This window comes from Pseudothauera nasutitermitis (assembly GCF_004801295.1).
Classification (GTDB): Bacteria; Pseudomonadota; Gammaproteobacteria; order Burkholderiales; family Rhodocyclaceae; genus Pseudothauera; species Pseudothauera nasutitermitis.
The window spans coordinates 361012-383001 of sequence record NZ_SSOC01000006.1; the positions used below are offsets into that span (position 1 = coordinate 361012).

Below are 21990 nucleotides of genomic sequence, written 5' to 3' on the forward strand. Positions count from 1 at the left end.
GGAACCATTGTGGAGCGCTTGCCACATGCGGGTCAATCAATAACGATAGTGGTCGGGCTTGTAGGGCCCCTTCACCGGCACGCCGATGTAATCGGCCTGGGCCTGGCTCAGGGTGGTGAGATGGGCGCCGATCTTCTTCAGGTGCAGGCGGGCGACCATTTCATCCAGCAGCTTGGGCAGCACGTACACACCCACCGGATATTCGCCGGTCTTGGTGTACAGCTCGATCTGCGCCAGGGTCTGGTTGGCGAAGGAGTTGCTCATCACGAAGCTGGGGTGGCCGGTGGCGCAGCCCAGGTTCACCAGGCGGCCTTCGGCCAGCAGGATGATGCGCTTGTCATCCGGGAAGATGATGTGGTCGACCTGCGGCTTGATGTTCTCCCACTGGTACTGGCGCAGGCTGGCGACTTCGATCTCGGAGTCGAAGTGGCCGATGTTGCACACGATGGCGTTGTTCTTCATCGCCTTCATGTGATCGTGGGTGATCACGCCGACGTTGCCGGTGGTGGTGACGAAGATGTCGCCGAGCGCGGCGGCGTCTTCCATGGTGACCACGCGGAAGCCTTCCATCGCCGCCTGCAGTGCGCAGATCGGGTCGATCTCTGTGACCCACACGGTGGCGCCGAGGCCGCGCAGGGACTGCGCGCAGCCCTTGCCCACGTCGCCGTAGCCGAGCACCACGCCGATCTTGCCGGCGATCATCACGTCGGTGGCGCGCTTGATGCCGTCCACCAGCGATTCGCGGCAGCCGTAGAGGTTGTCGAACTTGGACTTGGTGACCGAGTCGTTGACGTTGATGGCCGGGAACTTCAACTCGCCCTTGGCGTGCATCTGGTACAGACGGTGCACGCCGGTGGTGGTCTCTTCGGTGACGCCCTTGATCTGCGCCAGGCGGGTGGAGTACCAGCTCGGATCGGTCTTCAGCTTGGCCTTGATGGAGGCGAACAGCACTTCGGCCTCTTCGCTGTCCGGCTTGTCGAGCACCGAGAGATCATGCTCGGCGCGGGCGCCCAGGTGCAGCAGCAGCGTGGCGTCGCCGCCGTCGTCGAGGATCATGTTGCTGTAACCACCGTCGGTCCACTCGAAGATGCGGTGGGTGTAATTCCAGTAGTCCCCCAGCGACTCGCCCTTCACGGCGAACACCGGAATGCCGGCGGCGGCGATGGCGGCGGCGGCGTGATCCTGCGTGGAGAAGATGTTGCACGAGGCCCAGCGCACTTCGGCGCCCAGCGCGGTGAGCGTCTCGATCAGCACCGCGGTCTGGATGGTCATGTGCAGTGAACCGGTGATGCGTGCGCCCTTGAGCGGCTGCTTGGCCGCGAATTCCTCGCGGATGGCCATCAGGCCAGGCATCTCGGTTTCGGCGATGCGGATTTCCTTGCGGCCCCAGTCGGCGAGCGACAGGTCGGCGACCACGTAATCCTTGGTGTCAGCCACAGTGTTCATGTCGGATTCCTTGAACGTGTGGCCGGGAGGGGGTGCTGCGGTGGGCTCACCTCGTCACCCCGTGCCCGGCACGGGTTGTGTAAGGCGAGCGCGGTTCTGAAGAGGCCGAGCCTGGGACGGAATCGTCTCGCAGCGCTCCTCGGCGAACGGGAATTATAGCCGTGGCGATGCGTGCCGTGTCGCACGCATCGCCACGGTCGGACAGATCTTACAGTCCGGCAGCGGCCTTCAGCGCGGCGGCCTTGTCGGTCTGCTCCCAGGTGAATTCCGGCTCGTCGCGGCCGAAATGGCCGTAGGCGGCGGTCTTGGAGTAGATCGGGCGCAGCAGGTCCAGGGTCTGGATGATGGCCTTGGGGCGCAGGTCGAAGTGGGCGCGGATCAGTTCGACGATCTTTTCGTCACTGACCTTGCCGGTGCCGAAGGTGTTCACCATCAGCGAAACCGGCTTGGCCACGCCGATGGCATAGGCTACCTGCACCTCGCACTTGTCGGCCAGGCCGGCGGCCACCACGTTCTTGGCCACGTAGCGGCCGGCGTAGGCGGCCGAGCGGTCCACCTTGGAGGGGTCCTTGCCGGAGAACGCGCCGCCGCCGTGGTGGGCCGCGCCGCCATAGGTGTCGACGATGATCTTGCGCCCGGTCAGGCCGCAGTCGCCGTGCGGGCCGCCGATGACGAAGCGGCCGGTCGGGTTGATCAGGTAGCGCACCTCGCCCTGCATCAGCTCCTTGGGCAGCACCGGCTTGATGATTTCTTCGATCACCGCTTCGGAAAGCTGGGAGTGCGAGACGTCCGGGGCGTGCTGGGTGGATACCACCACGGTGTCGATGGCCGCCGGCTTGCCGTCCACGTACTTCACCGTGAGCTGGCTCTTGGCGTCCGGGCGCAGCCAGGGCAGGCGGCCGTCCTTACGCACCTCCGCCTGGCGCTGCATGATGCGGTGCGCGTAGTAGATCGGCAGCGGCATCAGGCTGGGGGTTTCGTTGGTGGCGAAGCCGAACATCAGGCCCTGGTCGCCGGCACCCTGGTCGAGATCCAGGCCTTCGCCTTCATTCACGCCCTGGGCGATGTCGGCGGACTGGCGGTTGATCGCCGCGAGCACCGCGCAGCTCTTGTAGTCGAAGCCGATGTCGGAATCGTTGTAGCCGATGCGGCGGATCACGTCCTGGGCAATCTCGCGGTAGTTCGGATGCGCGCTGGTGGTGATTTCGCCGGAAATGACCACCAGACCGGTGGATACCAGGGTTTCGCAGGCCACGCGGGCCTTCGGGTCCTCGGCCAGGATGGCGTCGAGCACGCCGTCGGAGACCTGGTCGGCGACCTTGTCCGGATGGCCTTCGGAAACCGACTCGGAGGTGAAGAGGAATTCTTTGGACATGCACTGCTCCAGAAACACAAAATCCCCGGTGACTCGGCGTCTTGGCCGGCTCCGGGGATTTCGTCGAGCAGCGGACGCTTTAGCAGAATTTGTGGTGCCGGATACGGCGCCGCCCTGCAAGTTGTCGTGTTAACTCGGCGGCTAGGGGATAATTATACGTTTTGAACCAGCCGGGTCAAACCGCATCCGGTCCGGAACGCCCGTTCGCGCATGTTCACTACCCTGTTGTTCCGTGTCCTCTCGCGTCTGCCGTTGGCCTGGCTGCATCGTCTCGGCGGCCTCGCCGGCTCGCTGGTTTATCGTTTCGATGCGACCTATCGCCGCCGCCTGGAGGCAAACCTCGCGGGCGCCCTTGGCCGCCCGGATCCGGCCCTGGCCCGCGAGGCCGCGCGCCAGGCCGGTTGCCAGGCGCTCGAACTGCCCTGGCTGTGGCTGCGCCCGGCCGCCGAGGTGGTCGGCGCGGTTCGCAGGGTGGAAGGCTGGGAACTGGTCGAGGAGGCGCTGGCCGGCGGTGGTGGCATGCTGTTCCTCACCCCGCATCTGGGCTGCTTCGAGATCACCGCGCAGTACATCGCCGCGCATGCGCCGATCACCGTGCTTTACCGTCCGCCGCGCCATGCCGCGTTGGGGCCGCTGATGCAGGCCGGGCGGGCGCGCGGGCAGATGAGCACCGCACCGGCGGACATCGCTGGGGTGCGCAAGTTGGTCAAGACCCTGCGCAGCCGTGAATCGGTCGGCATGCTGCCCGATCAGGCGCCGGGGGTCGGCGAGGGCGTGTGGGCGCCGTTCTTCGGCCGGCCGGCGTGGACCATGACCCTGGCCGCGCGCATGGCCGAGGTCAAGGGCGTTCGGGTGATCTACGTGTGGGCCGAGCGTCTGCCGCGTGGCGAGGGCTACGTGCTGCGCTTCAGTGCCGGACAGGAAGTGTTGCAGGGCGAACTGGCCGAGCGCTGCGCGACCATCAATCGCGAGATCGAGCGTCTGGTGCTGGCTTGTCCGGTGCAGTATCTGTGGGGATACGACCGCTACAAGCGTCCGCGCGGAGTGCCCGGGCCGGGCGAGGCGGAGGCTGCGGCATGAGCACGGATCGGGGCGCACCAGATGGTTCCGGCGTGTTGTCGCGTGCCGTCAGCCATGCCGGCGTGGCGGTGCTGTGGGCGTTGCACTGGTTGCCGCTGTCGGTCCTTGCTCCGCTCGGTGGCATGCTGGGGGAATTGCTGTTTCGCCTGGCCGGCGCTCGACGGCATGTCGTGCGCACCAATCTGCGGCTTTGCTTCCCGGAATTGGGCGAAGGCGAACGTGAAGTGCTGGCGCGCCGCCATTTCCATGTGCTGGGCCGCAGCCTGCTGGAGCGCAGCCTTGCCTGGTGGGCGCCGCGGGCGCGCATGGAGCGCATCGTGCGGCTGGAAGGGGAAGAGCGCCTGCGCGGCCTGCTGACCAGTGGTCGCCCGGTGATTCTGCTGACTCCGCATTTCGTCGGGCTGGATATGGCCGGTACCCGGGTCACGATGTCCTTCGACATCGTCAGCATCTATGCGAACCAGAACAATCCGGTGTTCGAGCGCTGGCTATGGCATGGGCGCAGCCGCTTTGGCAACCAGTTGCTGGTTGCGCGCGAAGAGGGCGTGCGCGCTGCGGTGCGCGGCATGAAGCAGGGGCGGCCGTTCTATTACCTGCCGGACATGGACTATCGCCGCAAGGACTCCATCTTCGTGCCGTTTTTCGGCGTACAGGCGGCCACCATCACGGGGCTGTCGCGCGTTGCGCGTTTGACCGGTGCGGCCGTGGTGCCCTGCGTGGCGCGCATGCTGCCGGGCGGGCAGGGTTACCGGGTCGAGCTGGGCGAAGCGTGGACGGATTTCCCGACGGCCGATGTCGAGGCCGACACCGCGCGGATGAACCGCTGGCTGGAAGAGGTGATCCGCACCATGCCCGAGCAGTATTACTGGGTGCACCGGCGCTTCAAGACGCGCCCCGAGGGTGAGGCAAAGCCTTACTGAGCCGGCGGTGTGCGGATGTCGTCGGCCGGGCGGTCCTGTTCCGCCAGGCGGCGCAAGGCGAAGGGAAACGCCGCGCTGCCCAGCAAGGCGATTGCCGACACCAGCAGCGCCAGTCCGGCGGCGGGACCGCCGAGCAGTGGGTGCAGCCGGGCGAAATCGCCGGCCAGCAGGATCAGGCCGAGGAGCAGGCAGCACAGGCCCGGCAGGCCGAGCAGCCAGGTGGCGAGTGGAAGGGCGGTGCGCGAGCGGGACATCGTCCGGCCATTCTCGCATACGGCGTCTGGCGCGGTGGACGCTGCGCGGAGGCTGGGGGAGAATGATTCATTACAGCCTCGCGGAAACCCCTCATGTCCCAGCGTTTCACCAAGATGCACGGCCTCGGCAACGACTTCGTCGTGCTCGATGCCACCCGCGCGCCGGTCGATCTGTCCGCCGAGCGGGTGCGCCGCATCGCCGACCGCCATTTCGGTGTCGGCTGCGACCAGTTGCTGGTGGTCGAGCCGGCCAGCCAGTCCGGTGTCGATTTCCGCTATCGCATCTTCAACGCCGACGGCGGCGAGGTGGAGCAATGCGGCAACGGTGCGCGCTGCTTCGTGCGCTTCGTGCATGAGAAGGGGCTGACCGCCAAGCGCGAGATCCGCGTGGAGACGCGCGCGGGCATCATCGTGCCGCGCCTTGAGGACGACGGACAGGTCACCGTGGACATGGGCGTGCCGGTGCTGGAGCCGGCGCGCGTGCCCTTCGTGTCCGACTCCGACGCGGTGGTCCAGCCGCTGCAGGTAGGCGACGCCACGGTGGCGATCACCGCCGTGTCGATGGGCAACCCCCACGCCGTGCAGGTGGTCGCCGACGTCGATGACGCGCCGGTCACCGGGCAGGGGCCGCTGATCGAACGCCACGAACGCTTCCCCGCGCGCGTCAACGCCGGCTTCATGCAGGTGGTGGCCCCCACGCACATCCGCCTGCGGGTGTACGAGCGCGGCGCGGGGGAAACCCTGGCCTGCGGCACCGGTGCCTGCGCGGCGGTGGTGGCCGGCATCCTGCGCGGCCTGCTGGACTCGCCGGTACGCGTGGATACGCGCGGCGGATCACTGAGCATCGCCTGGGACGGCCCGGGTACGCCGGTGCGCATGACCGGGCCCGCGGTCACCGTATTCGAGGGCGAGTTCGAACTCGCCTGATATCCCACCGGCCCCGGCCGGGGTGCAGGAGCTCATGCTGATGAATGCCGACGACGTCGTCCGTTATCTCAAGGATCACCCCGATTTCCTCGCCGAACATGGCGAGCTGTTCACCGAACTGACCGTACCGCACCCGCATGGCGGGCAGGCCATCTCGCTAGCCGAGCGCCAGTTGCACGCGCTGCGTGACAAGATCCGCCAGCTTGAGGGCAAGCTCGCCGAATTGATCCGCTTCGGCGAGGAAAACGACGAAATCGGCGAGAAAGTGCACCGCCTGTGCGTCGCCCTGCTGGAAGCGTCCGACTACGAGTCCCTGCGCCACGCCTTGTTCCACAACCTGCAGGAAGACTTCGCGGTGCCGCGCGTCGCGCTGCGCATCTGGAACAGTGTGATCACCCACGAAGGCGAGGATTTCTCCGAAGTCAGCGAGGCCGCGCGTTTCTTTGCCGGCGACCTGCGCCACCCGTACTGCGGCGCGCCGGGCAATATCGAGATCGTCGGCTGGTTCGGCGAGGGGGCGCCGCACGTGCGTTCGGTGGCCCTGGTGCCGCTGCACCGTGGCGCCCAGGTGTTCGGTCTGCTGGCGCTGGGCAGCGAAGAAGCCGAACGCTTCTACGCCGGCATGGGTACGCTCTACCTCGGCCGCATCGGCGACCTGGTGTCCACCGCCCTGCTGCGCCAGCTCGGCTGACGCGCCCTCGCCGTGGCGCCGCCCGACGATCCCAAGGCCTTGCCGGAGTGGGGTGAGGCCTATCTCGGCTGGCTCGCCACCCAGCGCCGGGCGGCCGGACACACGCTGGACAGTTACCGGGGCGACCTGCTGGCCCTGTGCAGGCTTGCCGAAGCCCGCCCCCCCGAAAGCCTGGGTACCCACGATATCCGCCGCTTCGTCGCCCGCCTGCATGCGGAGGGGCTGGGCGGGCGTTCGATCGCGCGGCGCCTGTCGGCCTGGCGCGGCCTGTTCAACTGGCTGGTGCGCCATCGCGGTCTGCCCGCCAACCCCGCCGAAGGCGTGCGTCCACCCCGTGCTCCGCGCCGTCTGCCCAAGGCGCTGACGCCGGATCAGGCTGCCGCCCTGCTCGATACGCAGCCCGTGGACGGGGCATTGGGCCTGCGTGACCGTGCGATGTTCGAGCTGCTGTATTCATCCGGGCTGCGTGTGGCCGAACTGGCCGCGCTGAATCTCGACGCTGCGCACGAACTGGGCGAAGGCATGCTCACGGTGACCGGCAAGCGCTCCAAGACGCGCACTGTGCCGGTCGGTGGAAAGGCGCTGGAGGCTTTGCGCGCCTGGCTGGAGGTTCGTCCGACCCTGGCGTGCGTGGATGAGACGGCGCTGTTCGTCAGCCGCCAGGGCGCCCGTCTGAGCACCGCCGCCGTGCGGACCCGCCTGGCGCGCTGGGCGCGCGAATCCGGGCTGGGCGTGCATGTCCATCCGCACATGCTGCGGCACAGCTTCGCCAGCCACGTGCTGCAGTCGAGCGGCGACCTGCGCGCGGTGCAGGAACTGCTGGGGCATGCCAGCATTCAGAGCACACAGGTGTACACACACCTCGATTTTCAGCATCTGGCCAAGGTCTATGACGCGGCCCATCCACGGGCACGCAAACGGGGGGGAGCTTAGCCGACTGCGGCCTGCACGCCATGTCGTTCGACTGGCAGGGGGTACAAGACGGAGGAGGCACGCCGGGGTGGCAGGACCGTGGTGTTTCGGGGTCTGCCCAAGTTGGGCATTGAGGGCTCTTCGGGGCGAATGGTCATCGGGTATTCTCGGCGCGATACAGCTGCCAGTGCCAGCCCCGGGGAGGCCTCTGCATGCAGGGGTATGGGAGCGCAAACAACATGACAACTACATTGACCCCAACAGATCGAGCAGACAAGCGATCGGACGATGCGACGCGGGCAGAGGCCCAGCGCGTGTTCCGTTCCGTCGCGTTGCTGCTGGCGCGCTACGAGGTGCGCAATCTCAAGCGCATCTTCGAGGAGTTCGAGCGCGACATTCTGCTGCCCATCCTGCTGGGGGAGATTGCCCTGCATAACCTGGGCGAGCTGGAGAACGGCAAGGAGGTCAGTGCCCGGCCGCTCGATCGCGACGAACCGTGCGATACCCGCAGCCTGCGGCCGTGCAACGCGTATTCCATCGCGGCGGCCACCGGATTGCCGCGCGAGACCGTGCGCCGCAAGATCGCCCGGTTGATCGAACTGGGCTGGATCAACCGTCGCCATAACGGTCATCTGTACGTCAGTTCCGAGGCCCTGGCCAAGTTCGGTGAATTGCTCTACTCGCGCGAATTGCCGGAGTTGCTCGCCATTGCCGACCGCGCACGACGCTTGATGGGACGCTGACGCGCCAAGGCCATGGAAACACGGGCCCGCCGCATCGTGCAGATACTCGAAAGCGAGGTGCTGGCCATCTGCGCGGACGCGGGACTGGCCTGCGACGACTTCAACCAGCTGCTGGAAAATCTGGAAAGCCACGACGAGACCACCCGGCACCTTTCCGCGCCGGTCGCCGAGGCCTTGCGCAGCCTGCTCGCCCTGCGCCGCGACATGCTGGCCATCCGGGTGCCGCCCCGGCACTGAGCATCTTGCCCTCGTCGTGCGTGACCGCAAGCCGCGAGAGCGGGTAGACTTCCGGCCCCGCCTTTTTTCCGTCCGATCATGGCCCGTCTCATCCTCAAAGCCGGCAAGGAGCGCTCGCTGCTGCGCCGCCATCCCTGGATCTTCGCCGGATCGGTGGAGCGTCTGGACGGGCGGGCGCGTCCCGGCGACACCGTCGAGGTGGTGAGTGCGGAAGGCCGCGTGCTGGCGCGCGCGGCCTGGTCGCCGGCCTCGCAGATCCGTGCGCGGGTGTGGAGCTTCGACGACGATGGCGCCATTGACCACGCCTTCTTCAAGCGCCAGGTTGCACGCTCGGTCGCCCGCCGCGCCACCCATCCGCTGCTCGTCGGGCAGGATGGCGTGCGCCTGATCCACGGTGAATCGGATGGCCTGCCGGGCGTCATCGCCGACCGCTACGGCGAGGTGGTGGTGGTGCAACTGACTAGCGCGGGCGCGGACAAATGGCGCGACGCCATCGTCGCCGCGCTGGTCGCGGCCACGGGTTGCCGCGCGGTGTATGAACGCTCGGATTCCGACGTGCGTGCGCTGGAAGGGCTGCAGCCGGTGGCCGGCTGGGCCTATGGCGAGGCGCCGGAAGGCACGCTGACCATCGTCGAGAACGGCGTCACCATGGAAGTGGACGTGGCCGGCGGACACAAGACCGGCTTCTACCTCGACCAGCGTGACAACCGCCTGCTCACCGGCCGCCTGGCGGCGGGGCGGCGGGTGCTGAACTGCTTCTGCTACACCGGCGGCTTCTCGCTGCAGGCACTGGCCGGGGGCGCCGCAGCGGTACTGTCCATCGATTCTTCCGGGCCCGCGCTGGCCGTCGGCGCGCGCAATCTGGCGCTCAATCCGCAACTCGATGCGGCACGCGCCGAATGGCGCGAGGACGACGTGTTCGATGCCCTGCGCGCGCTGCGCGCGGAAGGCCGGCGCTTCGAGCTGATCGTGCTCGACCCGCCCAAGTTCGCGCCGTCCGCCGCGCATGCCGAGCGCGCCGCGCGCGCCTACAAGGACATCAACCTGCAGGCCTTCCGGCTGCTCGAACCCGGCGGCATCCTGATGACCTATTCGTGCTCCGGCGGCGTCGGGCTCGAACTGTTCCAGAAGATCGTCGCCGGCGCGGCGGTCGATGCCGGCGTGGAGGCGCGCATCCTGCACCGTCTGGCCGCCGCTGCGGATCACCCGGTCGGGCTCGCGGTGCCAGAGGGCGAGTACCTCAAGGGGCTGGCCTGCCAGATCGGCTGAGGGCCCCGGCAAAGGAGCGTAGCCAGGCTCCGGGCGGCTGCAAATTCTTGTTCTGCCTCAAGGCGCGGCCGCATGCAGCTGCCTAGGATGCCCTCCAGCGACCACCCGGCCAACGGGTGGCGCACTCCCAATCCCAAGAGAGCGCATCCATGAACGAGTTGCCCCTGCTCAACGACACCTCCTTTCCCTTCGACGCGCGCGGCGTGGCCAAGCGCTTCCGCCACGCGGCGATCTTCGGCGCGCTGGAAGCGCTGATGGACGGCGAAACCATGCGCTTCGTGAACGATCACGATCCGCTGCCGCTGCTCGGCCAGATCCGCCAGCGTTACGGCGATCAGGTGAGCATCGAGTACATCTCGCGCGAAGCGGAGCGCGTGGTCATCGACTTCACCATCACCTTGTCCGCGCGCGCGCAGCCGCCGGCAGCCGAGGCGCCCGCGCCGGCCACCGGTGGCGGCTGCGGCGGAGGGGGCGGCGGCTGCGGATGCTCCGGCGGCTGAGCCGGCGGCCGGGGCGGATGCTCCGGTGGCTACGAAAAAATCGTAGACAGGCTCAGGGCCGCGTCTGGTGGTGCGGGCTGGGCATCGGCTCGCCCAGCTGATAGGCGGTCCCGATCAGCGCCAGGCTGAGCATCAGCATCGCGAAGTAGCGCCATTGCCAGGCGCTGGAAGGCGGCCTGCCGGTGCCTTGCCCGGCATGGCGCTTCACGCTGAGTCCGGCCGCGCCAATCAGCAGCAGCGCAAGGCCGAGCAACTGGGACGACAGGCCGCTGAACTGCACGCCATGCGACGGGTCGTGGCGCGCGGGCATGAAGAACTCCGGCCCGCTCAGCAGCCAGGCGCCGCCGAAGGCGCACAGCAGGATGACGAAGGCCTGGAAGGTGCGCATGGCGCGCGCTGCGCGGGGCCGTTCAGCTGCTGCCGGGCCACAGCTCGCCGCTGGCCGCGGCGCCGGGCGGGGTGAGGCCGAAGTGCCGCCAGATGGCCGGCGTGGCCATGCGCCCGCGCGGGGTGCGCTGCAGATAGCCTTGCTGGATCAGGAAGGGTTCCAGCACGTCCTCGATGGTGTCGGTGGATTCGCCCACCGAGGCGGCCAGGTTGTCCAGCCCCACCGGGCCGCCGCCGAACTTCTCCAGCATGGCGCCGAGCAGCTTGCGGTCCATCAGGTCCAGTCCGAGGTGGTCCACGTCCAGCATGGTCAAGGCCGCGTCGGCCACCTTGGCGGTGATGCGCCCGCCGGCCTTCACTTCGGCGTAATCGCGCACGCGGCGCAGCAGGCGGTTGGCGATGCGCGGGGTGCCGCGCGCGCGCCGGGCGATCTCGAAGGCGCCGGCGTCCTCGATGTCCACGTTGAGCAGGCCGGCCGAGCGGCCGACGATGTAGCCGAGTTCCTCGGCCGTGTAGAACTCCAGCCGGGCGACGATGCCGAAGCGGTCGCGCAGCGGGTTGGTCAGCATGCCGGCGCGGGTGGTGGCGCCGACCAGGGTGAAGGGCGGCAGGTCGAGCTTCACCGAGCGTGCGGCCGGGCCTTCGCCGATCATGATGTCGATCTGGAAATCCTCCAGCGCGGGGTAGAGGATTTCCTCCACCACCGGCGACAGGCGGTGGATTTCGTCGATGAACAGCACGTCGTGCGGTTCCAGGTTGGTCAGCAGCGCGGCCAGGTCGCCGGCGCGTTCCAGCACCGGGCCGGAAGTCTGGCGCAGGTTCACGCCCATCTCGGCGGCGACGATGTGCGCCAGCGTGGTCTTGCCCAGTCCCGGCGGGCCGAACAGCAGCACGTGGTCGAGCGCCTCGGCGCGCCCGCGCGCGGCCTGGATGAAGATTTCCAGTTGCTCGCGGATCTTCTGCTGGCCGACGTAATCGGCCAGGCGTTTCGGGCGCAGCGCGCGCTCGATGGCGTCTTCCTGGCGGTCGGCCGGCTGGGCGGAGATCAGGCGGGGGGCGGCGAGCTTGTCGGTTTCGATCATGGAGCGAAGTGTAGCCGAAGGCCGTGCCGGGCGAGCCGCCGCATGGTCCGCGGCAAAAACAAAACGGGGAGCCGAAGCTCCCCGTCGTGGCCGCCCGCAAGGGCGAAACCGGTCAGGCGCGGCGACGGCGCAGCACGCCCAGGCCGGCCAGGCCGATGCCCAGCAGCGCCAGCACGCCCGGTTCCGGCACTTGCAGCGGTTCGGAGGTGATGACGAAGGCGAACTGCGCGGGGGTGAAGGCGCCTTCCGGGGTCATGAAGCCGATGCAGGGCGCGGAAGTGCCGGCGGCGGCGCACGCCGCGGGCGGCAGCGGGTTGAGCGCGCCGGAGGCTTCGAAGATGCTGGCGTAGTAGGTGTAGCCGTCGTATTCGAACTCGTCGTTGAGCGCGCCGAAGGTCAGCACGAATGCGTCGTCGCACACCGTCGTGCTGCCCGGCAGACAGGTGCCGGCGCTGTTCGGGGTTTCGACGAAATAGATCTGGAACGGATTGACCAGCACCGGCAGGGCGGCGCCGGCCGGATCGTACGGCGTCAGCGTCACGTTGGCGACCAGGGTCGCGGTCTGCAGGGTGGCGTAGTTGCCGCCGATGGCGTTGTTGTAGTGGGTGACCGTGTTGGTCAGCGCCGGGCCGCCATTGGTGTCGACGAAGCCGGAAGCCGGCGAATTGGTGATCTGCAGGCCACTGCGGGAGTTCTCCGGCGTCTGACTGTTGTCGGTATGGTCGCCGCCGGTGGCGCCCCAACTGATCAGGGAACTGGTGATGGTCTGCGAGCCGCCGCCGCCGCTGAAGGTGGTCGCGCCCGGCGCGGTGGACCACGCCAGATCGATGGTGTAGCTCCAGGTATTGATGAAGGCCGCGTGCGAGGCCGAGGCGGTCAGGGCCAGTGCGCAGGCGGTGGTGAATTGGCGAAGTGTTTTGCTGTTCATGATAGGCCTCCCAGGGTTGTGAGGCCCATCAAGCAGGCTTCGTGCCTGCTGATTTTGAGATTGATTTATAAGGAGAAAAGATAAGTTTCCGGTGGGCGCTGTAAAGGCCGCCGACAGTGCGTGCCTTAGCCTTTCGACAGATGGCGCAGCGCGAGCCGGATGCCCTCGGAGACACCGACCCCGGCGTCCAGGCCTTTCATCGCGCCGAGCGCTTCGCGTTCGTTGTAGCCCAGTGCGAGCAGGGCGTTGAGGATGTCGGTCCTGGCGTCCGCCGGGCCTGTGGCGGGAGCGCCCGCGCGGATCGCGCTGCCGGCCAGTGTGGGCAGGGCGCCGCCCAGCTTGTCGCGCAATTCGAGCAACAGGCGTTCGGCGGTCTTCTTGCCGATGCCGGGCACCTTGATGAGGCGTCCGGCTTCCTGCAAGGCCACGGCCTGCGCCAGATCGCTCACCGACAGGCCGGAGAGCACCGCCAGGGCGGTGCGTGCGCCGATGCCGGAGACCTTGAGCAGTTGCCGGAAGGCAGCACGCTCCTCGGTGGTGGCGAAGCCGTACAGGAAATGCCCGTCCTCGCGGATGGCCAGATGGGTGTGCAGCACTACCGCCTGGCCGGTGGCCGGCAGGCCATAGAAGGTGCTCATCGGTACGTCTACTTCGTAGCCGACGCCGTGGGCGTCGATGAGGATTTGCGGCGGGTTCTTTTCCAGCAGGGTGCCGGTGAGTCGTCCGATCATGGGAAAGGGCAGTGGTGGAAATATTCGGCTGCAAGTCTATCAGGCTGGGCGCGCGGACACCGATTCCGCGGGTGTGCAGGCTGGCCGGGTTCCCCGCAAGCGCGGCACGCACGCTAGAATTCGGCGCTTGTGCGGCCGGCCAGCATTCGTCCTGCCCGGCCGACACCCACCCATCCACGAGGAAACCGCCATGCCGTCCATGAACAAGATCGCCGCAGCCCTGGCACTTTGCTGCGCCGCCACCGCCCATGCCGACACCATCAAGGTCGGCATCGCGCTGGATATCTCCGGGCCGTTTTCGGCCTTGGGCGCGGAGGCGCGCGACGGTTTCGAACTGGCCATCGAGAAGCTCGGCGGCCAACTCGGCGGCCAGCCAGCGGAATTCCTGCGTACCGACTTCGGCGGCAGCCCGGAGCAGGCCAATCAGTTGGTCTCCCGCTATTTGCAGCGCGACAAGATCAGCTTCTTCACCGGTCCGATCGGCTCGAACGCCGCGCTGGCGGTCGGCCCCGCGCTGTTCGCCGCCAAGGTGCCCTATCTGTCCAGCAACCCCGGCCCGAGCGTGTATGCGGGCGACAAGTGCAATCCCTACTTCTTCGCCCAGTACCAGAACGACACCTACGACGAGGCCGCCGGCAAGGTCGCCAACGAAAAGGGCTACAAGAATGTGGTGCTGATCGCGCCCAACTATCCGGCGGGCAAGGACCACCTCAACGGCTTCAAGCGCCTGTACGCGGGCGCGGTGAAGGACGAGATCTACACCCGCCTCGGCCAGATCGACTACGCCGCCGAGATTGCGCAGATCCGCGCGGCGCGGCCGGACGCGGTGTTCTTCTTCCTGCCCGGCGCCATGGGCATCAACTTCGTCAAGCAGTACGTCGGCGGCGGCCTGAAGGACATTCCGCTGATCGCGCCGGGCTTCTCCGCCGACGAGGACGTGATCCAGGCCGTGGGCGAACCGATGATCGGCGTGCTCAACACCGCGCACTGGACACACGACCTCGACCTGCCGGCCAATGCCGAATTCGTCGCTGCCTTCCGCAAGAAGTACGACGGCCGCTATCCTTCCGTGTATGCGGCGATGGCCTACGACACGCTGATGGCCATGGACGCGGCGGTGCGCGACGCGGGCGGCAAGGTGCAGGACCGCGAGGCCGTGCTGAAGGCGCTGCGCAACCCCAGCTTCCAGTCGGTGCGCGGTGAGTTCCGCTACGGCGCCAACAACTACCCGGTGCAGAATTACTACCTGCGCGAAGTCGGCAAGGACGCCGACGGCCGCCTGACCAACAAGCTGGTCGGCATCACCCTGGAACAGCACCAGGACGCCTACGTCGGCGCCTGCAAGATGTAAGGCGGCGGTCCGGCGCGCACCATTTCCCCCGTCCATGGACGCCATCTTCGTCTTCGAGCAGTTGCTCAACGGCCTGGGCTACGGCCTCATGCTGTTCCTGATCGCCGCCGGCCTGACGCTGGTGTTCGGCATCATGGACACCATGAACCTGGCCCACGGCTCGCTGTACATGGCCGGGGCCTACGTGGCCGCGCGCGTGCATGAGGCCAGCGCCAGCTTCGCCCTGGCGGTGCTGGTGGCCGTGCTGGTCACCGTGGCGGTGGCAGCGCTGCTGGAAGTGCTGGTGGTGCGCCACCTCTACCGGCGCGACCATCTGGTGCAGGTGCTGGCGACCTTCGGCATCATCCTCATCGCCGACGACGCGGTGAAGGCGATCTGGGGCGTGGCACCGCTGATGGCCTCCACGCCTGCGGCGCTCGCCGGGCCGGTGCAACTCATCGACGGCCTGCCCTATCCCGCCTACCGCCTGCTGCTGATCGGCGCCGGCCTGCTGGTCGCGCTGGGCCTGTACCTGCTGGTGAGCCGCACGCGCGTCGGCATGCTGGTGCGCGCCGGCGCGTCCAACCGCCAGATGGCGGAGTACATGGGCGTGCGCGTGGGCGGCGTGTTCGCCTTCGTGTTCGCCCTGGGGGCCGCGCTGGCGGCGCTGGCCGGCGCGCTGATGGCGCCCATCAGCGCGGTGCAGATCGGCATGGGCGAGGCCATCCTGATTCCCGCCCTGGTGGTCATCGTCATCGGCGGCATCGGTTCGATTCGCGGCGCCTTCGTCGCGGCGCTGCTGGTCGGTCTGGTGGATACCGCCGGGCGGGCCTTCCTGCCCCCGGCGCTGCGCGCGGTGCTGCCGCCCTCGGTGGCGGCGGACCTGGGGCCGGCGCTGGCCGGCATCGCCATGTACGTGCTGATGGCGGCCGTGCTCACGCTCAAGCCGGCGGGCCTGTTCCCCGCCCGGGCGTGAGGCGGGCCGTGGCGAATCCCGTGTCCGATCCGTCGCGCGCTACCGTGCAAACCGCAGCCGCGCATCCGCAACCGCGCCTGGCCGTGCGCTTTCCCGGTCTGGTGCGCCGCCTGCCGTGGCTGGTGCTGGCCGTGCTGGCGCTGTTTCCCCTGCTGGCGCCGCTGGGCGGGCTGGAATACTACGTGGGCTTCGTGCGCCGGCTGCTGATCGTCGCCATCGCCGCGGCCAGCCTCAACTTCATCCTCGGCTACGGCGGCATGGCGGCGCTGGGCCACGCCGGCTTCGTCGGCGTGGGGGCGTATACCGTGGTCGCGCTGGTGGATGCGGGCTTCTCGTCCGCCTGGCTGGCCTGGGGCGCGGCCCTGCTGGCGGCCGGCCTGTGCGCGGCGCTGATCGGCGCGGTGTCGCTGCGCACGCGCGGGGTGTACTTCATCATGATCACGCTGGCCTTCGCGCAGATGCTGTACTACCTGGCGGTATCGCTGCGCACCTACGGCGGCGACGACGGCTACGGGCTGTACACCCCGCTGGCAATGGGCGCCTGGCTGGATGGCGCGCACCCCGACGTGTTCTATTGGGTGGTGCTGGGCATCGCCGCGCTGGTGTTCGCCGCCTTCGGTCGGGTGGCGCATTCGCGCTTCGGCTACGCGCTGCGCGGCATCCGCGACAACGAAACGCGCATGGCCGCGCTGGGCTATCCGGTGTATCGGCTCAAGCTGGCCGGCTTTGCCGCCGCCGGCGCGGTGGCCGGGCTGGCGGGCGGGCTGCTGGCCAGCCACAACGCCTTCGTCAGTCCGGCGATCATGCACTGGACGCAATCCGCCCTGCTGCTGGTGATGGTGATGCTGGGCGGCCTGGGGCGGCGCTGGGGCGCACCGCTGGGCGTGGCGCTGTGGCTGACGCTGGAAGAAATGCTCAAGCTGTATACCGACTACTGGCACTGGCCGCTCGGGCTGTTGCTGCTGCTCGTCGTGTTCCGTGCGCCGCAGGGGCTGGCGGCCCTGTTCGAGCGCCGGGACGGCCACGGAGGTGCGCGGTGAGCCTGTTCCGCGCGCAAGGGCTGGTGAAACGCTTCGGCGGCCTGCTGGCCGCCGATCATGTGGATCTGGCGGTGGAGCAAGGAGAAATCCATGCCCTCATCGGCCCCAACGGCGCGGGCAAGTCCACCCTGGTCAATCTGATCTCCGGCCTGCTGCCGGCTGATGCCGGGCGCATCGTGCTGGACGGTGTCGACCTCACTCCGCTGAGCGCCCAGCAACGCGTGCGCCACGGCCTGGCGCGCTGCTTCCAGATCGCCAGCGTGTTCCGCAGCGATTCAGTGCGCGACAACCTGCTGCTGGCGGTGCAGGCGCAGGCCGGCTCCAGTTTCCGCTGCCTGCGGCGGCGCGAATCGGAACGGGCCTTGATGGACGCCGCGCAGGCCCTGGCGGAGCGGCTGGCGCTCACCGAGGTGCTGGACCGCCCCGCCGGCGTCCTGCCCCACGGTATGCAGAAGCGCCTGGACGTGGCGCTGGCGCTGGCCGCACGCCCCCGCCTGCTGCTGCTCGACGAGCCGATGGCGGGCATGGGGCCGGAGGATTCGCGGCAGATGATCGAACTGATCGAAAGCCTGCGCGGTGAGATGGCCATTCTGCTGATTGAGCACGACATGGATGCGGTGTTCCAGCTCGCCGGGCGCATCTCCGTGCTGGTCAATGGCCGGGTGCTGACCTCGGGCGACGCCGCGCACGTGCGCGGGCACGCGGAAGTACAGTCGGTCTATCTGGGCACCGAGGTGCCGGCATGAGCGACGCCCCCCTGCTGTCCTGCCGCGGGCTGGAAGCCGGCTATGGCGCCAGCCGGGTGCTGTTCGGGCTGGATTTCGACATCCGTGTGGGCCAGGTGCTGGCCCTGATGGGCCGCAACGGCATGGGCAAGAGCACGACGATCAAGACCCTGGTGGGCGGCCTGTGCCCGCAGCGCGGCGAGATCCTCTTCGACGGCCAAGCCATCCACGGCGCGCGGGCGGACCATATCGCCCGGCTGGGCGTGGCGATCGTGCCCGAGGGCCGGCAGTGCTTTCCCAACCTGACGGTGCGCGAACACCTGGTCGCCTTCGCCGACCGGCGCAACCAGGCGGCCGAACCCTGGACGCTGGGCCGCCTGTACGAACTCTTTCCGCGTCTGGCCGAGCGCGCCGGCCACCTGGGCAACCAGTTGTCCGGTGGCGAGCAGCAGATGCTGGCGATTGCGCGCGCGCTGTCGACCAACCCGCGCCTGCTGATCCTCGACGAGGCCACCGAAGGGCTGGCGCCAGTGATCCGCGACGAGATCTGGCGCTGCCTGGCCGTGCTGAAGGCCCAGGGCCAGACCACGCTGGTGGTCGACAAGTACGTGGAAAAACTGCTGCCGCTGGCCGACCACAACCTGATCCTGGAGCGCGGGCGCATCGCCTGGCAGGGCAGTTCGGCCGAACTGGCGGCGCAGCGCGATCTATGGAGCCGTTATTTGGGGGTGTGAGCGTCAGGCGAAGGCCAGCGCGCCGGCGAGGATCAGCCCGTGCAGCAGGGCGGCGGCAATGGTGCGGCGGATCGCAGGCCCCAGTTCTGCGGGCGTGCCGGCGTGTTCGAGCAGTTCGCGCGCGGCGGAAAAGGACAGCACCAGGGTGATGGCCGCGGCGCCGCTCTTCTGCGGCAGCACGTCGGTGCCGCTCATGCCCACCAGCCAGCCATAGGCAACCAGTGCGATCAGCAGATAGCCCCACTTGGCCGTCTGCGGGCCCAGGCGCACGACCAGGGTGCGCTTGCCGGCGGCCGCGTCGCCCTGGTGGTCGGGGAACTGGTTGATGTAGAGCAGGTTGGCGACCAGCAGCGCATAGGACAGCCCGGCCGTGAACGGCAGCGCGCTGAATGCGCCGCGCTGCACGTAGTCGGTGCCGGCCACCACCAGCAGCCACGCGGCGACGATGCACAGCTCGCCCAGGCCGCGTCCGACCAGATAAAGCGGTGGCGCGGAATACGCCCAGGCCAGCAGCAGACCGGCTGCGCCGATGACCAGCAGGCCGGGGCCGCTCGCCCACGTCAGCCACAGCCCGCCGATCATGGAGACGCATAGCAGGCCGTAGCCCAGCGCGGCGATCTGCCGCGCATTCAGCACGCCGTTCTGGATGAAGCGGCTGCCGCCGGTATAGGGAAACAGGCGCTTCCGGTTGAGCGGGTCGGCGTCACGGTCGTGGAAATCGTTGATGACGTTGCCGCCCGCGTGCGCGAACAGGGCGAGCAGCACGCTGAGCACGGCGGTGAAGGGGTCGAGTGCGACGCCGCTGCCATGGGCCGCGCCGAGGCCGACCAGGCAGGCTGCCAGGGTGACTCCCAGGAAGGCCGGTCGGGTGGCGGCCACGTAGCGCCACGGCGAGGCGCTTGGCAGCGGTTCTCCGGGCTGAGGGGCAGGGGGGGAAGGATCGGTGGTGCTCACAGCAGCACGATGTCGAACTGTTCCTGGGTGTAGCTGGCCTCGGGGTGTAGCGAGATCTTCTTGCCGATGAAGTCGGACAGCATGGCCAGCGATTGCGACTCTTCGTCGAGGAACAGGTCGATGACGTTGGGCGCGGCGAGCACGCGGAATTCGCGCGCGTTGAACTGGCGCGCCTCGCGCAGCAGTTCGCGCAGGATTTCGTAGCACACCGTGCGCGCGGTCTTCACCTCGCCGCGCCCGCCGCAGGTGGGGCAGGGTTCGCACAGCAGGTGGGCCAGCGACTCCCGCGTGCGCTTGCGGGTCATCTCCACCAGGCCGAGCGCGGTGAAGCCGTTGATGCTCATCTTGGTGTGGTCGCGCGACAGCGCCTTGCGGAATTCGTCGAGCACCATGTCGCGGTGCTCGGGGGTTTCCATGTCGATGAAGTCGATGATGATGATGCCGCCCAGGTTGCGCAGGCGCAGCTGGCGGGCGATGGCCTGGGCGGCCTCCAGGTTGGTCTTGAAGATGGTGTCGTCGAAGTTGCGCGCGCCGACGAAGCCGCCGGTGTTCACGTCCACGGTGGTCATCGCCTCGGTCTGGTCGATGATCAGGTAGCCGCCGGATTTCAGATCCACGCGGCGCGCCAGGGCCTTCTGGATCTCGTCTTCCACGCTGTGCAGGTCGAACAGCGGGCGTTCGCCGGTGTAGTGCTCCAGCAGCGGCAGCACCTTGGGCATGTATTCCTGCGCGAAGGCAGAAAGCTTCTGGAAGTTCTCCCGCGAGTCGATGACGATGCGCGAGGTGTCGTCATCGACCAGATCGCGCAGCGCGCGCTGGCCCAGGCCGAGGTCCTCGTATAGCAGGCGGGGCGGGCGGGCACCCTCGGCGTGCGCGCGGATCTCGCTCCACAGCTTGCGCAGATAGCCGATGTCAGCGGCCAGTTCGTCGTCGCTGGCGGATTCGGCCATGGTGCGCACGATGAAGCCGCCCGGCTCGTCCTCGGGCACCAGGCGGGTCAGGCGCTCGCGCAGGGCTTCGCGGCCGGCCTCGTCCTCGATACGCTGCGAGATGCCGATGTGCTTCTCCTGCGGCAGATAGACCAGCATGCGCCCGGCGATGCTGACCTGGGTCGACAGGCGCGCGCCCTTGGTGCCGATGGGGTCCTTGAGCACCTGTACGGTGAGGTTCTGGCCTTCCGACAGGATGCGCTCGATGGGCTTGGCGGCCTCGCCGTTCTGGCGTTCGCTCCAGATGTCGGCCACGTGCAGGAAGGCGGTGCGCTCCAGGCCGATGTCGATGAAGGCCGACTGCATGCCGGGCAGTACGCGCACCACCTTGCCCTGGTAGATGTTGCCGACGATGCCCCGGCTGGCGGTGCGTTCGACGTGCAGTTCCTGGACGACGCCTTGTTCGACCAGGGCCACACGCGTTTCCTGAGGCGTGCAGTTGATGAGGAATTCGATGCTCATGGGTGCGAGAAGAATTTAATGAGAAATGCGCAATGGCGGACTGGCGGGCCGCCATTGCGCATTGCCCATCGGGCACCGCGCGCGTTCCGCCGGGCACGGGCGGGTGCGGCGGACTACAGGCAAGAATAGCCGAAGGCGTCGAGCAACTGGGCGGTTTCGAACAGCGGCAGGCCCATGATTCCGGAGTAGCTGCCGGAGATGTTCTCCACGAACACCGCCGCGCGTCCCTGGATGCCGTAGGCGCCGGCCTTGTCGAGCGGTTCGCCGGTGGCCACGTAGTTGCGCAGTTCTTCGTCGCGGATGCTGCGGAAACGCACCTCGCTCACGCTGATCTGGCTGCGCGTGCGTTCGCCGTCGGTCACTGCCACGGCGGTCAGCACCCGATGGCTGCGCCCGGACAGCCCGCGCAGAATGCGGATGGCGTCTTCCGTGCTGACCGGCTTGCCGACGATCCGTCCATCCACTGCCAGCGTGGTGTCGGCGGCCAGTACCGGGTGGCGCGGCAGCTTGCGCCACATCAGCCGGCGCATGCCGGCTTCCGCCTTGGAGAGCGCGAGGCGCTCCACGTAGCGTTCGGCGGCCTCGCCGTCCAGCGGGGATTCGTCCACGTCGCAATCCTCCCCCCGTTCGCCGCCCCGGAAGGCCAGTACGTCGAAACGCACGCCGATCTGGCGCAGCAATTCACGCCGGCGCGGACTGCGCGAGGCGAGGTAGATGCTGGGTGGGACGGGGCTCATGGCACGCTCGGGCGAGGTGGGCAGGCCCGTATTCTAACGTGTTCCCGGCACTGGCCGAATGCGTGCGGAGCCGGGCTGCACGCTCATTCCCGGTGATAGGGGTGGTTCTTCAGCACGCTCCAGGCGCGGTACAGCGCTTCCGCGAGCAGCGGGCGCACCAGGGCGTGGGGCAGGGTGAGGCTGGTCAGGCGCAGAGTCTCGTCGGCACCGGCCTTGAGCGCGGGCGCCAGGCCGTCCGGACCGCCGACGATCAGCGCGACGTCGCGGCCGTCGCCCTGCCAGCGTTCCAAGCGGTCGGCGAGCTTGCGGGTAGTCAGATCGTCGCCGCGTTCGTCGAGGATCACCCGCCGGCAGCGCGGCGGCAACACGGCTTCGATGCGTGCGGCTTCGGCGGCCATCATGGCGTCAACCGGCTTGCCGGTGCTGCGCGGCTCGGCCTTCACCTCGACGAGCTGCAGCGGCAGTTCGCGCGGCATGCGGCGGGCGAACTCCTCGTAGCCGGTATTCACCCAGTCCGGCATGCGGTGGCCGACCGCCACCAGCAGCAGCTTCACCGCGGGA

25 protein-coding genes and 1 riboswitch are annotated in these 21990 nt (G+C 68.4%); of the genes, 14 read left to right on the forward strand and 11 right to left on the reverse strand.

The genetic code is table 11. The features are described 5' to 3' along the window. Positions 1–36: 36 nt before the first annotated feature. Both ahcY and metK read right to left on the reverse strand, forming a co-directional pair. Positions 37–1446, reverse strand: a complete 1410-nt coding sequence (gene ahcY, locus E6C76_RS17675; protein WP_136349560.1) for an adenosylhomocysteinase — start codon at positions 1444–1446, stop codon at positions 37–39. 79 nt (positions 1447–1525) lie between these two features. After that, positions 1526–1593: riboswitch (S-adenosyl-L-homocysteine riboswitch) on the reverse strand. 61 nt (positions 1594–1654) lie between these two features. Next, on the reverse strand, positions 1655–2821 hold the full coding sequence (metK, locus tag E6C76_RS17680; RefSeq protein ID WP_136349561.1) for a methionine adenosyltransferase: 1167 nt from the start codon (positions 2819–2821) through the stop codon (positions 1655–1657). A gap of 210 nt (positions 2822–3031) precedes the next feature. Here metK and E6C76_RS17685 point away from each other — a divergent pair, with 210 nt between their 5' ends. Together E6C76_RS17685 and E6C76_RS17690 are read left to right on the forward strand one after the other, a co-directional pair. Further along, positions 3032–3901: a lysophospholipid acyltransferase family protein gene (locus E6C76_RS17685; RefSeq protein WP_136349562.1), complete on the forward strand. Its 870-nt coding sequence runs from the start codon at positions 3032–3034 to the stop codon at positions 3899–3901. Further along, the gene (locus E6C76_RS17690; RefSeq protein WP_136349563.1) at positions 3898–4821 is read left to right on the forward strand and encodes a lysophospholipid acyltransferase family protein; all 924 of its coding nucleotides are present in this window, start codon (positions 3898–3900) and stop codon (positions 4819–4821) included. The genes E6C76_RS17685 and E6C76_RS17690 overlap by 4 nt, the downstream gene beginning before the upstream one ends. On the opposite strand, the gene E6C76_RS17695 is transcribed toward E6C76_RS17690, so the two are convergent. Further along, positions 4815–5075, reverse strand: coding sequence for a hypothetical protein (locus tag E6C76_RS17695; RefSeq protein WP_136349564.1), 261 nt, complete (start codon positions 5073–5075; stop codon positions 4815–4817). The genes E6C76_RS17690 and E6C76_RS17695 overlap by 7 nt on opposite strands. Positions 5076–5168: 93 nt before the next feature. Here E6C76_RS17695 and dapF point away from each other — a divergent pair, with 93 nt between their 5' ends. The 7 genes from dapF (at position 5169) to E6C76_RS17730 (ending at position 10354) form a co-directional block, all read left to right on the forward strand. Next, positions 5169–6002: a diaminopimelate epimerase gene (dapF, locus tag E6C76_RS17700; RefSeq protein WP_136349565.1), complete on the forward strand. Its 834-nt coding sequence runs from the start codon at positions 5169–5171 to the stop codon at positions 6000–6002. A gap of 40 nt (positions 6003–6042) precedes the next feature. Further along, complete coding sequence (locus E6C76_RS17705; protein ID WP_136349566.1) at positions 6043–6693, forward strand: DUF484 family protein; 651 nt, start codon at positions 6043–6045, stop codon at positions 6691–6693. Positions 6694–6705: 12 nt separating this feature from the next. Next, positions 6706–7626 carry a tyrosine recombinase XerC gene (gene xerC, locus E6C76_RS17710; RefSeq protein WP_136349567.1) on the forward strand — a complete coding sequence of 307 codons (921 nt, stop codon included), beginning with the start codon at positions 6706–6708 and terminating at the stop codon, positions 7624–7626. Between the two features lie 218 nt (positions 7627–7844). After that, positions 7845–8348, forward strand: coding sequence for a hypothetical protein (locus E6C76_RS17715; protein ID WP_230976308.1), 504 nt, complete (start codon positions 7845–7847; stop codon positions 8346–8348). A gap of 12 nt (positions 8349–8360) precedes the next feature. Then, a complete protein-coding gene (locus tag E6C76_RS17720) occupies positions 8361–8585 on the forward strand; it encodes a hypothetical protein (RefSeq protein ID WP_136349568.1) in 225 nt (74 codons plus the stop codon). A gap of 78 nt (positions 8586–8663) precedes the next feature. Continuing rightward, positions 8664–9854 carry a class I SAM-dependent rRNA methyltransferase gene (locus tag E6C76_RS17725; protein WP_136349569.1) on the forward strand — a complete coding sequence of 397 codons (1191 nt, stop codon included), beginning with the start codon at positions 8664–8666 and terminating at the stop codon, positions 9852–9854. Positions 9855–10003: 149 nt separating this feature from the next. Then, entirely contained in the window at positions 10004–10354 is a 351-nt protein-coding gene (locus tag E6C76_RS17730) for a DUF2249 domain-containing protein (RefSeq protein WP_136349570.1), read from the forward strand. Positions 10355–10406: 52 nt separating this feature from the next. Here the strand turns inward: E6C76_RS17730 and E6C76_RS17735 are convergent, their stop codons facing one another. The 4 genes from E6C76_RS17735 to ruvA all read right to left on the reverse strand — a co-directional run bounded on the left by E6C76_RS17735 (position 10407) and on the right by ruvA (position 13482). Continuing rightward, complete coding sequence (locus E6C76_RS17735; protein ID WP_136349571.1) at positions 10407–10742, reverse strand: hypothetical protein; 336 nt, start codon at positions 10740–10742, stop codon at positions 10407–10409. A 22-nt stretch (positions 10743–10764) separates the two neighbouring features. Next, complete coding sequence (gene ruvB, locus E6C76_RS17740; protein WP_136349572.1) at positions 10765–11823, reverse strand: Holliday junction branch migration DNA helicase RuvB; 1059 nt, start codon at positions 11821–11823, stop codon at positions 10765–10767. Between the two features lie 112 nt (positions 11824–11935). Beyond that, positions 11936–12751, reverse strand: coding sequence for a THxN family PEP-CTERM protein (locus E6C76_RS17745; RefSeq protein WP_136349573.1), 816 nt, complete (start codon positions 12749–12751; stop codon positions 11936–11938). A gap of 125 nt (positions 12752–12876) precedes the next feature. After that, positions 12877–13482 carry a Holliday junction branch migration protein RuvA gene (gene ruvA, locus E6C76_RS17750; RefSeq protein ID WP_136349574.1) on the reverse strand — a complete coding sequence of 202 codons (606 nt, stop codon included), beginning with the start codon at positions 13480–13482 and terminating at the stop codon, positions 12877–12879. A gap of 190 nt (positions 13483–13672) precedes the next feature. On the opposite strand from ruvA, the gene E6C76_RS17755 reads away from it, so the two are divergent. The 5 genes from E6C76_RS17755 to E6C76_RS17775 all read left to right on the forward strand — a co-directional run bounded on the left by E6C76_RS17755 (position 13673) and on the right by E6C76_RS17775 (position 18287). Further along, the gene (locus E6C76_RS17755) at positions 13673–14833 is read left to right on the forward strand and encodes an ABC transporter substrate-binding protein (protein ID WP_136349575.1); all 1161 of its coding nucleotides are present in this window, start codon (positions 13673–13675) and stop codon (positions 14831–14833) included. A 34-nt stretch (positions 14834–14867) separates the two neighbouring features. Then, positions 14868–15788: a branched-chain amino acid ABC transporter permease gene (locus E6C76_RS17760; RefSeq protein WP_136349576.1), complete on the forward strand. Its 921-nt coding sequence runs from the start codon at positions 14868–14870 to the stop codon at positions 15786–15788. A 77-nt stretch (positions 15789–15865) separates the two neighbouring features. Continuing rightward, entirely contained in the window at positions 15866–16828 is a 963-nt protein-coding gene (locus E6C76_RS17765) for a branched-chain amino acid ABC transporter permease (RefSeq protein WP_136349678.1), read from the forward strand. Then, entirely contained in the window at positions 16825–17574 is a 750-nt protein-coding gene (locus E6C76_RS17770; RefSeq protein ID WP_136349577.1) for an ABC transporter ATP-binding protein, read from the forward strand. Before E6C76_RS17765 ends, E6C76_RS17770 begins: the two co-directional genes overlap by 4 nt. Next, complete coding sequence (locus E6C76_RS17775; RefSeq protein WP_136349578.1) at positions 17571–18287, forward strand: ABC transporter ATP-binding protein; 717 nt, start codon at positions 17571–17573, stop codon at positions 18285–18287. Before E6C76_RS17770 ends, E6C76_RS17775 begins: the two co-directional genes overlap by 4 nt. Positions 18288–18290: 3 nt before the next feature. On the opposite strand, the gene E6C76_RS17780 is transcribed toward E6C76_RS17775, so the two are convergent. The 4 genes from E6C76_RS17780 to rlmH all read right to left on the reverse strand — a co-directional run bounded on the left by E6C76_RS17780 (position 18291) and on the right by rlmH (position 21983). Continuing rightward, positions 18291–19166: a prenyltransferase gene (locus tag E6C76_RS17780; RefSeq protein WP_230976309.1), complete on the reverse strand. Its 876-nt coding sequence runs from the start codon at positions 19164–19166 to the stop codon at positions 18291–18293. A 71-nt stretch (positions 19167–19237) separates the two neighbouring features. Then, complete coding sequence (gene rng, locus E6C76_RS17785) at positions 19238–20692, reverse strand: ribonuclease G (RefSeq protein WP_136349579.1); 1455 nt, start codon at positions 20690–20692, stop codon at positions 19238–19240. A gap of 113 nt (positions 20693–20805) precedes the next feature. Continuing rightward, positions 20806–21429 (reverse strand): Maf family protein, encoded by a 624-nt coding sequence (locus tag E6C76_RS17790; RefSeq protein WP_136349580.1) that lies wholly within the window; start codon positions 21427–21429, stop codon positions 20806–20808. Positions 21430–21512: 83 nt separating this feature from the next. Next, positions 21513–21983: a 23S rRNA (pseudouridine(1915)-N(3))-methyltransferase RlmH gene (gene rlmH / locus E6C76_RS17795; RefSeq protein WP_136349581.1), complete on the reverse strand. Its 471-nt coding sequence runs from the start codon at positions 21981–21983 to the stop codon at positions 21513–21515. Positions 21984–21990: the final 7 nt, after the last annotated feature.

What these genes read in the sequence shown, in the direction of transcription:
- E6C76_RS17685 (WP_136349562.1), top strand. Translation starts at nt 3,032, where the DNA reads ATGTTCACTACCCTGTTGTTCCGTGTCCTCTCGCGTCTGCCGTTGGCC.
- dapF (WP_136349565.1), top strand. Translation starts at nt 5,169, where the DNA reads ATGTCCCAGCGTTTCACCAAGATGCACGGCCTCGGCAACGACTTCGTC.
- E6C76_RS17715 (WP_230976308.1), top strand. Translation starts at nt 7,845, where the DNA reads ATGACAACTACATTGACCCCAACAGATCGAGCAGACAAGCGATCGGAC.
- E6C76_RS17695 (WP_136349564.1), bottom strand. Translation starts at nt 5,075, where the DNA reads ATGTCCCGCTCGCGCACCGCCCTTCCACTCGCCACCTGGCTGCTCGGC.
- E6C76_RS17735 (WP_136349571.1), bottom strand. Translation starts at nt 10,742, where the DNA reads ATGCGCACCTTCCAGGCCTTCGTCATCCTGCTGTGCGCCTTCGGCGGC.
- ruvB (WP_136349572.1), bottom strand. Translation starts at nt 11,823, where the DNA reads ATGATCGAAACCGACAAGCTCGCCGCCCCCCGCCTGATCTCCGCCCAG.
- E6C76_RS17720 (WP_136349568.1), top strand. Translation starts at nt 8,361, where the DNA reads ATGGAAACACGGGCCCGCCGCATCGTGCAGATACTCGAAAGCGAGGTG.
- E6C76_RS17690 (WP_136349563.1), top strand. Translation starts at nt 3,898, where the DNA reads ATGAGCACGGATCGGGGCGCACCAGATGGTTCCGGCGTGTTGTCGCGT.
- E6C76_RS17730 (WP_136349570.1), top strand. Translation starts at nt 10,004, where the DNA reads ATGAACGAGTTGCCCCTGCTCAACGACACCTCCTTTCCCTTCGACGCG.
- E6C76_RS17725 (WP_136349569.1), top strand. Translation starts at nt 8,664, where the DNA reads ATGGCCCGTCTCATCCTCAAAGCCGGCAAGGAGCGCTCGCTGCTGCGC.
- E6C76_RS17755 (WP_136349575.1), top strand. Translation starts at nt 13,673, where the DNA reads ATGCCGTCCATGAACAAGATCGCCGCAGCCCTGGCACTTTGCTGCGCC.
- rng (WP_136349579.1), bottom strand. Translation starts at nt 20,692, where the DNA reads ATGAGCATCGAATTCCTCATCAACTGCACGCCTCAGGAAACGCGTGTG.
- E6C76_RS17790 (WP_136349580.1), bottom strand. Translation starts at nt 21,429, where the DNA reads ATGAGCCCCGTCCCACCCAGCATCTACCTCGCCTCGCGCAGTCCGCGC.
- ahcY (WP_136349560.1), bottom strand. Translation starts at nt 1,446, where the DNA reads ATGAACACTGTGGCTGACACCAAGGATTACGTGGTCGCCGACCTGTCG.
- E6C76_RS17745 (WP_136349573.1), bottom strand. Translation starts at nt 12,751, where the DNA reads ATGAACAGCAAAACACTTCGCCAATTCACCACCGCCTGCGCACTGGCC.
- ruvA (WP_136349574.1), bottom strand. Translation starts at nt 13,482, where the DNA reads ATGATCGGACGACTCACCGGCACCCTGCTGGAAAAGAACCCGCCGCAA.
- E6C76_RS17705 (WP_136349566.1), top strand. Translation starts at nt 6,043, where the DNA reads ATGAATGCCGACGACGTCGTCCGTTATCTCAAGGATCACCCCGATTTC.
- E6C76_RS17760 (WP_136349576.1), top strand. Translation starts at nt 14,868, where the DNA reads ATGGACGCCATCTTCGTCTTCGAGCAGTTGCTCAACGGCCTGGGCTAC.
- E6C76_RS17775 (WP_136349578.1), top strand. Translation starts at nt 17,571, where the DNA reads ATGAGCGACGCCCCCCTGCTGTCCTGCCGCGGGCTGGAAGCCGGCTAT.
- metK (WP_136349561.1), bottom strand. Translation starts at nt 2,821, where the DNA reads ATGTCCAAAGAATTCCTCTTCACCTCCGAGTCGGTTTCCGAAGGCCAT.